Origin of the sequence: Streptomyces rhizosphaerihabitans (genome assembly GCF_025399795.1) — a bacterium.
Classification (GTDB): Bacteria; Actinomycetota; Actinomycetes; order Streptomycetales; family Streptomycetaceae; genus Streptomyces; species Streptomyces rhizosphaerihabitans.
The window spans coordinates 15328-28343 of sequence record NZ_JAODTZ010000011.1 but is presented as its reverse complement, the minus strand read 5'-3'; the positions used below and the strand labels follow the sequence as shown (position 1 = coordinate 28343).

The window sequence follows — 13016 nt, the reverse complement described above, 5'->3', positions numbered from 1 at the left end:
GTCCACCCCGTTGACCTCGTCGTAGTACGCGCTTACTTTTTTCGGCGGCAACGTTCGTAATCGCAGATTGTGTTCGGCATACCGGACGGACGGTCACCGCATGAGCCGCATGAGCCGCATGAGCCGCATGAGCCGCATGAGTTGTACGAGTCGCCTGAATGGTACGAGCAACGTGAGACGCCTGTACGCCCTCCTCGTCGCCCTCTGTCTGGCGGTCGCCGGGGGACTCCTCGCCGCCGGGCCCGCCCGGGCGGCGGCCCAGACCATCACCAACGGCACGCAGTTCACCGACACTTCGGGCTCCGCGTTGCACGCCCACGGCGGCGGGGTCGTCAAGGTGGGCAGCTATTACTACTGGTTCGGCGAGAACCGCAACGCGGACAACACCTTCAAGTACGTCGACGCCTACCGCTCCACAGACCTGAAGACCTGGGAGTTCCGCAACCACGTCCTGACCCGGTCGAGCGCCGCCGAGCTGGGCACGGCCTACATCGAGCGGCCCAAGGTCATGTACAACGCGTCCACCGGCAAGTTCGTCATGTGGATGCACAAGGAGAACGGCGTCGACTACAGCGAGGCGCGGGCCGCCGTCGCCGTCTCGGACACGGTGGACGGCGCCTACTCGTACCAGGGCAGCTTCCAGCCGCTCGGCCAGCACATGTCCCGCGACATCACGACCTTCGTCGACACCGACGGCACCGGCTACATGGTCTCCGCGGCCCGTGAGAACTACGACCTCCAGATCTACCGGCTCACCGCCGACTACACCGGCATCGCGGCGCTGGTCGCCGACCCCTGGCACGGCGGACACCGCGAGGCACCCGCGCTGTTCAAGCGGGGCGGTGTCTACTTCATGCTGACCTCGGCCGCCACCGGCTGGAGCCCCAACCAGCAGCAGTACGCCACCGCCACCTCGCTCGCCGGCCCCTGGACCGCGATGACCAACGTGGGCGACTCCACGGCATACGGCTCGCAGACCGCGTACGTCCTTCCCGTGCAAGGGACTTCTGGTACCTCGTACCTCTACATGGGCGACCGCTGGGGCAACTCCTTCGGCGGCACCGTCGACGACTCCCGGTACGTCTGGCTGCCGGTTGCCTTCCCGACGACGACCACGATGTCCCTGTCCTGGTCCCCGGAGATCACCGTCGACACAACCGCCGGGACCATCGGCGGAACGAGCGCCGTCTACGAGACCCTGACGGCACGTCACTCCGCCAAATGCGCGGACGTGCCCAACCAGTCGCTGTGGCAGGGGGTCGCGCTCGCCCAGTACACCTGCAACGGCGGGGCGAACCAGAAGTTCTGGTTCAAGCCCCTGGGCAGCGGCTACTACGAGCTGATGGGCCGGGGCAGTTCCCTGTGCCTGACCGAGAACGCCACCGGCGTCACCCAGGAGAACTGCGCCGGCGCCACCACCCAGCAGTGGTCGGTGACGGCCTCCGGCAGCTATGTGCTTCTCAAGGCCAGGGCGTCCGGCGAGTGCCTGGACGTGTCCGGCGCGTCCACCGCCAACTCCGCGGCCCTGATCACGTACACCTGCAGCACGGGCACCAACCAGCAGTGGACACGCGGCACTTGAATCAGCAAATCGCCGACACCGGCTTCAGGCCAGCAGATCCAGCGCGTCGATGGACGTGCCGGCACTGAGATACGACGTCGTGCCCGAACCGCTCACCACGTCGATCTTCAGCACGTTGTACTGGCTGGTGTCGGTGAGCCAGGCACTGGCCGGGACGCTGTACGTGAACGTGTTGTTGTTGCCGCGGTACGAACCGACCGTCAGGGAACGGGTGCTCGGCTGGGTGGGCGGTGAAGGGATCGACGACACCCAGCTGTTCACCGTGATCTGCGGCCGGCCGTTCGCGTACGCGGTCGTCACCCCGATCCGCAGGGTGTGCGCGGCGGCGGCCTGCGCGGCCGTCAGCTTGAAGTAGACCAGCAGGCCGCTGTTGACGTCCTTCCAGATGTACGCCGGGAAGGACGCGGTCTCGCTGCCGCTGCCGATGACCACGTTGCCGGTCCACGCGGCCGCCCGGACATCGGACGGATGCGCGTACGTCATCAGGTCGGCGTTCTTGAACCCGGCGGGCGTACCGTCCCACGTGCCGATCCGCCAGATGGCGGTCGCGTTGGCCGGGTCGTTCGAGGACGCGATGGCGATGGTGTTCAGAGTGGTCGTGGCCCCGGCCGTGACCGTCACCGAGGCGGTGTGGACGGCGAGTTCGCCCTTGAAGACCGTGAGGGTGTACGTCCCCGGCAGGACGCCTCCGATCGAGAAGTAACTGTCCGAGGACCGTGCCGGACCCCAGTACTGTGCAGCCGGGTTGGCGAGCCCGACGGTGTACGCGTACGCGGTGTCGCGCCCCGAGATGCCGACGCCCGCGACCTTGCCCCGGCCGCTCGCCGCGACGTACCCGGAGATGCCGAGCGAGTCCGCCCACGCGGTGGTCAGGGTGCCCGGATAGAGAGAGGAGGAGGGGGTGCCGCCGTCCGTGAAGGCGATGACGTACGGGCCCTGGAGGCCGAAGCGTTCGGCCTCGGTCTGGTTCTCGCCGTAGTACAGGATCTCGTACAGGCCGCCGCCGTCCGTGCTCTGGTGGCGCAGCAGGGAGCGGTAGAACGGGCCGCCGGACGCCTTCTCGTGGTTGGAGCGGACGATGTACAGACCGACGCTTCCGGTGGTCCAGCCGGTCGCGGAGTAGTCGATGACGCGGCGCTTCGCGTAGTGCTTCGAGCGGGTCTGGCCGTCCGACTTCGCGAACACGTCCGCGGACTCGATGACGGTCGGCGCGTAAGTGTAGGAATCGGGTTCGTCGTTGAGGAACAGACCCGCCTTGACGCGCACGATGTAGCGGGTGGCGCTGACGGAGGCGTCGGCCTTGTTGGTCCACAGGTAGATGTTGTTCTCGCCGCTGCGGGCCGCGTAGTAGTGCTTGAGCGTGCCGTAGGCGACGGCGATCAGGATCGTCGTACCTGACTGCGTGATCGTCACGGTGGAGGTGCCGAGGCCGGACTCGACGTGCGAGTTCTTGCCGCCGTAGCCCTGGTACTCGGTGCCCTTGTAGACCAGCGAGGTCAGGTCGCCGTTGGTCCTGCTCACCTTGAAGACGAGGCTCGCGCCGGTGTCGACGACGTAGTTCGAGCCGTCGTCGCTCCAGCCGAAGGCCGCGGCGGACGCGGCGGTCGCGAGCGGCCCGCCGAGGGCCGCGGTGCCGGCGACGGCAGCGCCGCCGAGCACGAAGGCGCGGCGTCGGACCGGCCTGTTCAGGGATCCGGACATGGGGGTGCCTCCTTCGGGGTGGGGAGGTAGTGGGGTGGGGGTGCGGATGTTTCGCAGAGTGACAGTCGAACCGCCATCGCGAAAGGGCTTTCGCGCGTTGGGAGTTGGCAGTTGTATGAAATTCGGCCGCCCTCTAGTAAGCGCTTGCCTGAGAGCGGTACCGTCCTGCCGCCAGGTCTCGTCGTCCTGTCGCCCCGTCGTCGTGAGGAGTCGCACATGAGACGTCTCAGCATCGCCGTGCCGCTGCTGGCGGTGGCCGCCGCCGGTGCGCTGTCGGCCGCCCCGGCCCAGGCCCGCGCGGGGCGGCCCGCCCTGGGCATGGAGAACTGCACGGCGACCACTTGCCACTTCGACGTCCCGCCGGGTACGTACGACGTCAGGGTGCTGCTCGGCGGCGCCGCCGCGGCCGGTACGTCGATCAGCGGCGAGACCCGCCGCTCCCTGCTGCCCGAGACCGCCACCGAGGCCGGCCGGTTCGTGGCGCGCGGCTTCACCGTGAACGTCCGTACCCCCGAGGGCGAGCCGACCGGCCCCAAGGGCACACCGGGCCTGGACCTCGTCATCGGCGGTTCGGCGCCCGCGCTGGCCGACATCCGGGTGACCCCGGCCGCCCTCCGAGGCCTCGGCCCCGCCCGGCCGGGGGACGGCCGCACGCGCACCCGGCAGATCTTCCTGGTCGGCGACTCGACCGTCTGCGACCAGCCCGGCGACCCCTACTCCGGCTGGGGCCAGCAGCTGCCGCAGTACTTCAGGAAGGGCCTCTCCGTCGCCAACTACGCGGATTCCGGGGAGAGTACGGTCACCTACCTCGCCGACCCGGCGCTCTTCCCGACCGTCCAGCCGCTGATCCGCGAGCACGACCTGGTGCTCATCCAGCTCGCCCACAACGACAAGACGACCGACGAGGCGACCTACCGTACGAACCTCGAGACACTGGTCGCGGGCATCCGCGCCCGGGGCGGCGAGCCCGTGCTCGTCACGCCGATCGTCCGCCGCTGGTTCAACGCGGACGGCACCCTGAACAACGGCACCGCGCTGCTGGTGAACGGTCTGGGTGTGGACCATCCGGCCGTCATCCGCGCGGTCGCCGCCGCGGAGAACGTGCCGCTCGTCGACCTCACGGCGAAGACCAAGGCCCTCGTCGAATCACTCGGCGTCGAGGGCTCGAAGGCGATCTACCTCTACAACGAGAAGCGGGACAACACCCACACCTCGGTGCACGGCGCCACGGTGTACGCGGCACTGGTCCGCGACGAACTTCTCGCCCTGCATCTGGTGCCGAAGGCTCTGGTGAGGGTGGGATGAGTCCCTGGGGCGTCCCGACCGGAACCGGGGCGCCCCAGGTATCCACCCCCGGCCACGCCGCCCGGACGTCCGGACGCTCCGGCATGACGAGGTGCCCGGCGTGCCGGGACGCCGGCACAGCCCAGACAGGAGGCCGATGCGATGCCCGCCGACCCGTCCGAGGACCGCACCCTGAGCCCGTACACCGGCTGCACGCGCGCCCATTGGGAAGCGGTCGCCGATTCCTTGCTCGCCGCGGTCGCGCCGTACGCCACCGACGACGGGGCCCTCTACCACTTCCCCGGACACCGCACGAGCACGTCCGGCAGGCTCTCCGACGGCCTGGAGGGCTACGCCCGTACGCTGCTGCTGGCCGGCTTCCGCCGCGACGAGAAGGTCCTGGAGCGGTACGCGGAGGGGCTGGCCGCAGGAACGGCGGGCGTCTGGCCCCGCGTCGAGGACCGCAGTCAGCCGCTGGTCGAGGCCGCGTCGATCGCGCTCGCGCTGCGGCTGACCCGGCCGCTGCTGTGGGACCGCCTGGACGACGCCGTGCGGCAGCGGGCCGCAGAGTGGCTCGGCGACGCGCTGACGGCCGAACCCTGGCCCTGCAACTGGGAGTTGTTCCCGGTGACGGTCGGCGGTTTCCTCCAGGAGATCGGATATGAGCCGGAGGCGTCACGCGCCGCGATCGACCGCGGCCTGGAGCGCATCGAGCAGTGGTATCTCGGCGACGGCTGGTACAGCGACGGCCACGGGCGCAAGTTCGACTACTACAACGGCTGGGCGATGCACCTCTATCCGGTGCTGCACGCGTGGCTGGGGGGCGACACCCGGCTGCTCGACCTGTACGCCGGCCGCCTGGAAGCCCATCTCGCGGACTACGCCCGCCTGTTCGGCGGCGACGGCGCGCCGATGCTCCAAGGCCGCTCTCTCACCTACCGCTTCGCGACCACCGCCCCGCTGTGGCTCGGCGCGCTCACCGGCCGCTCCCCCCTGTCCCCGGGTGAGACCCGCCGCCTCGCCTCGGGCGCCCTGCGCTACTTCCTCGACCGGGGCGCGGTCGACGACAACGGCCTGCTCACCCTCGGCTGGCGCGGCCCCGACGAGGCGTTCCTGCAGCACTACTCCGGCCCCGCCTCGCCGTACTGGGCGAGCAAGGCCTTCGTCGGTCTGCTGCTGCCCCCGGAGCACGAGGTCTGGACGGCCCGGGAGGAACCGGGCCCGGCGGAACGCGCCGACGCCGTCACCCCGGTCGGACCACCCAACTGGCTTCTCCAGTCAACGAGTTCGGACGGCTTGGTCCGTCTCCACAACCACGGCAGCGAGGACGTCCGCTACGACCCCTACTACACGCGGCTCGCCTATTCGACGGTGACGGAGCCCTCGCCCTCGTACGACAACAGTGTGGTCGTCGGTGCCGACGCGAGCCGTACGGGGATCGAGCCGCTGGGCGTCGGGGAGGGCTGGGCGGCCTCCCGGCACACCGTCTCGGAGGGCATCGACGTGGCCTGCCTCGTGGTCGCGCGGGGTGCCGTGGAGGTGCGGGCCCATCTGGTGTCGGGTGCGGCCCCCGGGACGCCGGTACGGGTCACGGGCTGGGCCGCGCGCGACGGAACGCGCTCCGAACTCCTGCCCGTGCACGGCCTGTCGGGAACGGGGCACGGCGTCACCGGCGACGACGCCTCCCTCTTCGTGGTCCTCGTCCGTCTGACCTCCGAGCTGGACCCCCTCCCGCTGACGGACCTGGTGTCCGTACGGGTGACGGCGCCCGGGGACGGGAGAGCGGGGGCGTACGACTTGACGGTGACCTGGACGCAGGGGGAAACGGCGGGCTTCCGGTTCGACTGTTCCGGCGGCCTCGACGGTTCTGATGGCTTCGACGGTTCTGCCGGCCGGGCCGGTGTGCCCTCGGAGCCCTCGGTGACGGCGCGACAGCGACGCAGGGAAGACGGGGCCCTGGACGGCAACGGCACCGCGGGGATTCCCTAGAGTTCGGGGCGAGGCGGAAACGATCCGCCGGGGGAGGGGGAACGTGCCATGGGTGGGTCGGACCAGGGTCGGGTCCAGGGCGGCAGAGGCCCGGTCGACGCGGAGCAGATGATCGAGGAGGCGCGCAAGGCGTTCTTCGTGATGTTCGGGTTCCTCGTGATCGTCTGGCTGGTGCAACTGGCCAACTACACGGACCACTACGCCCTCTCGCGGGACTACGGGGTGGTGTCCGGAGACTTCGGCACCCTGCCCGACATCCTCAGCGCGCCCTTCCTGCACTGGAGTTGGGCGCACATCGAGAGCAACTCCGGACCGCTGTTCGTCTTCGGATTCCTTGCCGCCTACCGAGGCGTGGTCCGCTTTCTCGGGCTGAGCCTGCTCGTGGCGGTGACCAGCGGGCTCGCGGTGTGGTTCTTCGAACGGGGCAGTGTGGAAACGGTGGGCGCCAGCGGCCTGATCTTCGGGTACTTCGGCTATGTCGTGGTCCGCGGGATCTTCGACCGGCACCTGATCGACACCCTGATCGGTGTCGTCATGGCGGCCTCCTTCGCCTACCTCCTCACTGTCGCCGTACCCGGGACGCCGGGGGTGAGCTGGCTCGGACACCTCGGCGGCCTGATCGGCGGTCTGGCCGGCGCCTGGCTCTTCCGGGACCGCCACCCACGGACCTTCCCACCCACCCACTCCGACGGCGGCACGGGGATCACCACTCGCCGTGCCCCTGCAGCAGGCGCCGACAACCCGCGCACGGACCTGTACAAGGAACTGGGCGATCTGGGACTGCTTTAGCGAGACGTCCGAGCGGTGATGCGGGAGCTGGACGGCGGGCCGCAACGGGCGCTCGAAGCCGGTATGAGAGAGGGCACGTGACGGTGTATTTGACCGAGGACGATCCGCGCTGGGTCGATCACTCCGGCGCAGAGGGGCATCACGGCCCGCAATGGGGGCCTGAGGACCTCGCCCGCGCCGAGTTCTTCCTTGCCGAGCTGGCGCCACAGGCACTACAGGTGCTCGAGTACCTGCTGCGGAACCCCGGCCGGGAGATCCACTGCACAGAGCTCGTGGACAAGGCATTGGACGGGCCGAACGGTGTCGATCCGGCACGCCGTGTTGCGGGCGTGCTGTCCGGGATGAGCAAGGCACACGGCAACAGTGGACGACGTTATCCGTTCTCCTGGTGGGAGGCGCCTGAGGGGGGTGCGGGTGCGACGTACGCGGTCCGCCCCTCGGTGGCGGCCGTGTTCCTGGCCGCTCGGCTCGCACGGTGACAGCGGAGCACCGGACCTGTGCCCGGACGAGCCACTGTCTTCCGATTGGCCTGTGACCTGGGGGCAGCGCCCTGAGAGACTGCGCTCCTGTGCCGTGCCTTTCGAGGAGATGCCATGCAGGTAGCCGTGGTCACCTTTGACGGATTCAACGAGCTCGACAGCTTCATCGCCTCCGCGCTGATCAACCGGTGCCGAAAGGACGGTCTGGAGGCCTTCATCACGACGCCGACGCCGACGGTGACGTCCATGAACGGCGTCGAGGTGACCGGACAGCGCCCGATGGAGTTCGTGACCGAGGCCGACGTCGTGCTGATCGGCAGCGGGGTGAAGGCGCGAGAGGTGGTCGCCGACGACGGGTTGATCTCCAGGCTGCCGCTCGACCCTTCGCGCCAGCTGATCGGTGCGCAGTGCTCCGGCGCGCTGGTGCTTGCCCGGCTCGGACTGCTGGATGGCATGCCCGCCTGTACGGACATGATGAGCCGGCCCTTCGTGGAAGCCCGCAACGTCACCGTGCTGGACGCGCCGTTCCACGCCGAGGGGAACATCGCCACGGCGGGCGGCTGCCTGGCCTCGCAGTATCTCGCCACGTGGGTGATCACCCGAATCCTCGGGGAGGACGCCGCGCGCGATGTCATCGGCTACGTGGCTCCGGTCGGCGAAGACCGGGAGACCGTCGAACGTGCCCTGCGCGCCGTCCACGCGGGTGAGGCCGTACGGCACTGACGCCGCGCTGTTCCAGCAGCTCGTCCGAGGTGAGAGGGTGCAGCAGCGCACGGCTGAGCTGTTCCAACAGGGCTTCCGGACCGGTGGCGCCACCGGACTCGACCCCGGAGAAGCACCGGGCCGCCTGAAGGCCGCCGACCGATGAGCGGTCCTACCAGGTCCGCCACTCGTCCGTGAGTTCGTACCGGCCCAGTCCGTGGCGGGCGGTCAGTGCCACGATGTCTACGCCGTGCTCGGTGAGCGACCGGTCGATGTAGTCGCACAGCTGCTCTCGCTCGCCGGTTTCGTAGGCCCCTCTGCCGTGCGCGTCGTTCACCGCGTTGAGGGCCAGGACGACGCGTTCCACCACGGCGAGGACCTGTTCGTCTTCCGCCTCGCCAAGCCGGCGAACCTCGCCTTCGAAGGTGTCGAGGACCGCGTCGGTGGCCTTGAGCAGTTCATCGGGGAACAGCGCGGCCATGCAGGCGCACTCGGGATCCAAGGTGCCGGCGGCAAGCTCTTCCGCTTCCTTGGCTCTGCCGTGAAGCCAGTTCGCAGTCGGTCTCTCAGTCATGGGCGGACCGTACAGGCGAGGACTGACAATGACGCCGAGACCGGGAACGTGGTTCGGGTGATGGCCTGGGTAGCAGGCAGAAGGTGTGATCGTCGGACGATCTGTCGAATTCAATTCGGTGGATTGGGAAGGGTGGCGGTCATGGATGAACTTGATTCGGCGATCGTGGAACACCTTCAGCGCGATGCTCGGCAGACCAACCGGGAACTGGCCCGCAAGCTCGGCATCGCCCCGTCGACCTGCCTGGAACGGGTGCGGGCACTGCGCAACCGCGGTGTGATCACCGGCTATCACGCGGCCGTCGACCTGCGCGCCCTCAACCGCCCCGTCCAGGCTCTGCTGTCCGTGCGGGTACGGCCGCTCGGCCGCGAGGTCATCGAGGGCTTCAAGCGGTACGCCGCCGGTCTCCCCGAAGTCCTGTCGGTCTTCGTGGTCGCGGGCGGCGAGGACTTCCTCGTCCATGTCGCCGTCCCGGACGTCGACCAGCTGCATTCCTTCCTGCTGGACCGCTTCAGCGAGAGACCCGAGGTCGTCGACCATCACAGCTCGGTGATCCACCAGCATCTGAGCAATCCGGTGACCAGCCCCCTCGGGCCCATCGGCACGGGGTGAGGGGCGTCGGTCAGGCCTGGTTCCCGTCCTCGGCGCGGGGCCAGTTCTCCAGGGCCACGTGCAGCGCGTCCAGCGCGTGCCGCCACGACGTCCGTACGTCACGGGGGGCGCCGAACCCGCCGATGGCCTCGAGGCTGCAGTAGCCGTGGAAGGTGCTGCGCAACAGACGTACGGCGTCGGTCAGATCGGGCTCGGACAGCCCGTAGGCACGGAGCATGCCGTAGGTGACCTCGGTGGTGCGGTGGTAGATCGTCGTCCCGGCGACGAGGGCCGGGTCGAGCTGGGTGTGGGTGGCCCGGTAGCGACCGGGCCGCTCCAGCGCGTACGCCCGATAGGCATCGGCGAAGGCGACGAGCGCGTCCTTGCCGGCCCGTCCGGCCACGGCGCCGGCGATCCGGTCGATCATCTCGCCGGACGCGAGCAGTGCGATGCGCTCGCGCAGCTCCCGCACGTTCTTCACATGCGCGTACAGGCTCGCGTCCTTGACCCCGAACTGCCGGGCCAGCGCCGCCACGGTGACGTTCTCGAAGCCGATCTCGTCCGCGAGATCGGCCGCGGCCAGCACGACCCGCTCGGTCGTGAGCCCGGCACGAGCCATCAGGACCACCTTTTCGCCACAGAGTATTTCCTAGGGAACCCAGGCGGAACCCTAGTGCCGGCGGACCGCCAACTCCACGGAAGTCCTGACGCAACGGACATCCGGAATGCCAACAGGCTTTTAGATAAGGGCAGTTGACCGATCCAGGTCGCCCGGCGAACACGAGGGCGCCGCCCGCCGTTCATGCTCCGCGTCGAATGTCCTCATGACGCGCCCGCAGGGGCGGGGCGGGATTCAGGAGGCGGTCATGGGGCACACGCACGGACACGAGCACGGGCATCACCATCACCACCAGCACGGCCACGAGGACACGGGCGCCCCGCTGCCCGCCGCCTTCGACACCTCCGTGCCCGACGAGGCCCTCACCCCCGAGCAGCAGTCGCGCCGCTCGCTGCTGCGCCGCGCGGGACTGCTCGGCGCGGGCCTCGCGGCCGGCGGCGTCCTCGCGCAGGGGGCCGCCACCCCCGCGTACGCCTCCACGGGCGGCAGGCGGAGGAACGGCTTCCTGTGGCTGGCCGGCGACCACCACATCCACACCCAGTACAGCAGTGACGGCAAGTACCGCGTCGGCGACCAGGTCCGGCAGGGTGCCGCGCACGGCCTGGACTGGATGGTCATCACCGACCACGGCAGCGAGACGCACGCCAAGATCGGCGTGGACAAGGTCAACCCGGACATCCGGGAGGCCCGGGACGCCTATGAGGACACCCTCGTCTTCCAGGGTCTGGAGTGGAACATCCCGGCCGCCGAGCACGGCACCGTCTTCGTCCATCCGGGCCGCAACGAGGTCGCGGTCCTCAAGCAGTTCGAGACCGACTACGACGGCAGCGTCAAGAACGCCTCCGACTCGACGCCCGCCAACGAGGCGCTCGCCATCGCGGGCCTCAACTTCCTTGCCGAGCAGGTCCAGCGGCGCCGCGTCAAGGACATCCTGATGCTGGCCAACCACCCCGCCCGCAAAGGACTCGACTCCCCGCACGAGATCCGCGCCTGGCGTGACGCGACCCCCGCGTCCCACCAGATCGCCGTCGGCTTCGAGGGTGCGCCGGGCCACCAGGGCGGCGGCATCGAGAAGACGTACGGCATGGGCGTGGCGCGCGGTCTGTACGACAACAGCCCGAGCGCCAACTCCTTCGCCGGGTACCCGCTGGAGAGCTACCGCACCTGGGGCGGCTTCGACTGGATGACCGCCACCGTCGGCGGACTGTGGGACAGCCTCCTCGCCGAGGGCAAGCCCTGGTGGATCACCGCCAACTCCGACTCCCACCAGGTCTACACGGACACCGCCGTCCGCGGCGGACCGGACAGCGACTTCACCGCCAACGGCAGGCACACCGACCCGGTCTACGGCGGCAGGATCGACCTCACGCAGGGCGACTACTGGCCCGGCCAGTACAGCCGTACGCACGTCGGCGCCGACGGATTCTCGTACGCCGCCGTGATGGACGGCATCCGCGCCGGACGTGTGTGGGTCGACCACGGGCAGCTCCTCAGCGGTCTCGACGCCCGGGTCTCGGGCGGCGGACGCTGGGCCACCCTCGGCGGCGCGCTGCACGTACGCAAGGGCACCCGGGTCACGCTCACCGTCGACCTGGGACTGGCCGGCGGTCCCAACTGGGCAGGCTTCCTGCCGAAGTTGGCGCGCGTCGACGTCATCCAGGGCGATGTGACGGGCGCGGCCGCGGACCGGGACATGCTCACCGCTCCCACCGCGCGGGTCGCCAAGTCCTACGAGGTGAACAAGTCGGCCGGCACGGTCCGCCTCACCTACGACCTCGGAGCCGTCGACCGCCCCGTGTACGTCCGTCTGCGCGGCACCGACGGCAACCGTTCCGCCGTCGGCCTGATGGGTGCGGCGGTCGACCCGGTGGGTCCGGCCGTGGACGCCGTCGGCGACGCCGACCCGTGGAAGGACCTGTGGTTCTACTCCAACCCGGTGTGGGTCCTCCCGTCGTGAGCGAGTGGTACGTCCTCGCAGTCGACACCGGTCATACGGGAGCCCTGCGGGAGGCCGACCACCTGCTGCGAGCGCTCGCCGTCGAACTCGGCCTGCGGGACGACGTGTTGGGCTGCACGCATCACGTACGGGACGGACGGCGGCCGCACACGGCGCTGTCCTTCGCCGTGCCGTCGGAGCGCGCGGCCCGAGCGGCCTGGAGCCGGCTCACGGAGAACGGGTCCGGCGGATCCGGCACCCGCTCCATCCTCGGTGCCGGTGCCGGTGCCGGTGCCGGTGTCATTGCCATTGAGGGGGAGGGCGGGGGCGGCGGGGCGGGAACCATTCCCGACGCCGGCCCCGCTCCCCTCCTGGGTGTCGCGTTCGGTGATGAGCGGCACGGGCCCGACGAGCTCGCGGCCGGTGCCGCCCACGCCGCCGCCGAGCACACGGCGCGCTCGGGGGGCCGAGCCGTCCTGTACCCGGGGGCGGACGCGCTCACCGGCGTCCTGACCGTCGCACGGCTGCTTGAAGTCTCCGCGGTGGAACAGGTCGCCGTGCTCGGCTCGCCCGAAGGCACGGATCCGGAGCGGCAGTTGGTCACCCGCGACCACGTACGTCCCCAGTGGAGCGAGGGTCGCCTGGTCCTCGCGGCGATGCCGGCCGCGGGCGGCACCCTGGTCCCCTTCGAGGTGCCGGACCCGACACCCTGCTGCGCCGACCACTGAGCCCGACGGCCGGCGCGGAGACGGGACGACGGGCCGGCCGCG

12 protein-coding genes are annotated in these 13016 nt (G+C 70.0%); 9 read left to right on the top strand and 3 right to left on the bottom strand.

Annotation, left to right across the window (positions count from 1 at the left end; translation table 11 throughout):
• Positions 1 to 172: 172 nt before the first annotated feature.
• Entirely contained in the window at positions 173 to 1582 is a 1410-nt protein-coding gene (locus N4G66_RS13570) for an RICIN domain-containing protein (RefSeq protein ID WP_261704323.1), read from the top strand.
• Positions 1583 to 1606: 24 nt separating this feature from the next.
• Here N4G66_RS13570 and N4G66_RS13565 read toward each other — a convergent pair whose 3' ends face one another.
• On the bottom strand, positions 1607 to 3283 hold the full coding sequence (locus N4G66_RS13565) for a rhamnogalacturonan lyase B N-terminal domain-containing protein (protein WP_261704322.1): 1677 nt from the start codon (positions 3281 to 3283) through the stop codon (positions 1607 to 1609).
• A 216-nt stretch (positions 3284 to 3499) separates the two neighbouring features.
• On the opposite strand from N4G66_RS13565, the gene N4G66_RS13560 reads away from it, so the two are divergent.
• The 5 genes from N4G66_RS13560 (at position 3500) to N4G66_RS13540 (ending at position 8547) form a co-directional block, all read left to right on the top strand.
• Positions 3500 to 4588, top strand: coding sequence for a rhamnogalacturonan acetylesterase (locus tag N4G66_RS13560; protein ID WP_261704321.1), 1089 nt, complete (start codon positions 3500 to 3502; stop codon positions 4586 to 4588).
• 141 nt (positions 4589 to 4729) lie between these two features.
• Positions 4730 to 6556, top strand: coding sequence for a DUF2264 domain-containing protein (locus N4G66_RS13555; protein WP_261704320.1), 1827 nt, complete (start codon positions 4730 to 4732; stop codon positions 6554 to 6556).
• 48 nt (positions 6557 to 6604) lie between these two features.
• On the top strand, positions 6605 to 7345 hold the full coding sequence (locus tag N4G66_RS13550; RefSeq protein ID WP_261704319.1) for a rhomboid family intramembrane serine protease: 741 nt from the start codon (positions 6605 to 6607) through the stop codon (positions 7343 to 7345).
• 83 nt (positions 7346 to 7428) lie between these two features.
• Positions 7429 to 7824 carry a DUF6416 domain-containing protein gene (locus N4G66_RS13545; protein ID WP_261704318.1) on the top strand — a complete coding sequence of 132 codons (396 nt, stop codon included), beginning with the start codon at positions 7429 to 7431 and terminating at the stop codon, positions 7822 to 7824.
• 114 nt (positions 7825 to 7938) lie between these two features.
• Positions 7939 to 8547, top strand: a complete 609-nt coding sequence (locus N4G66_RS13540) for a DJ-1/PfpI family protein (protein ID WP_261704317.1) — start codon at positions 7939 to 7941, stop codon at positions 8545 to 8547.
• Positions 8548 to 8698: 151 nt separating this feature from the next.
• On the opposite strand, the gene N4G66_RS13535 is transcribed toward N4G66_RS13540, so the two are convergent.
• Positions 8699 to 9100: a hypothetical protein gene (locus N4G66_RS13535; RefSeq protein ID WP_261704316.1), complete on the bottom strand. Its 402-nt coding sequence runs from the start codon at positions 9098 to 9100 to the stop codon at positions 8699 to 8701.
• A gap of 141 nt (positions 9101 to 9241) precedes the next feature.
• Between N4G66_RS13535 and N4G66_RS13530 the strand changes: the two genes are divergently transcribed.
• Entirely contained in the window at positions 9242 to 9712 is a 471-nt protein-coding gene (locus tag N4G66_RS13530; RefSeq protein ID WP_261704315.1) for an Lrp/AsnC family transcriptional regulator, read from the top strand.
• Between the two features lie 10 nt (positions 9713 to 9722).
• On the opposite strand, the gene N4G66_RS13525 is transcribed toward N4G66_RS13530, so the two are convergent.
• Positions 9723 to 10310 (bottom strand): TetR/AcrR family transcriptional regulator, encoded by a 588-nt coding sequence (locus N4G66_RS13525; protein ID WP_261704314.1) that lies wholly within the window; start codon positions 10308 to 10310, stop codon positions 9723 to 9725.
• A gap of 247 nt (positions 10311 to 10557) precedes the next feature.
• Here N4G66_RS13525 and N4G66_RS13520 point away from each other — a divergent pair, with 247 nt between their 5' ends.
• The gene (locus tag N4G66_RS13520) at positions 10558 to 12267 is read left to right on the top strand and encodes a PHP domain-containing protein (RefSeq protein ID WP_261704313.1); all 1710 of its coding nucleotides are present in this window, start codon (positions 10558 to 10560) and stop codon (positions 12265 to 12267) included.
• On the top strand, positions 12264 to 12974 hold the full coding sequence (locus N4G66_RS13515; RefSeq protein ID WP_261704312.1) for a hypothetical protein: 711 nt from the start codon (positions 12264 to 12266) through the stop codon (positions 12972 to 12974). Before N4G66_RS13520 ends, N4G66_RS13515 begins: the two co-directional genes overlap by 4 nt.
• Positions 12975 to 13016: the final 42 nt, after the last annotated feature.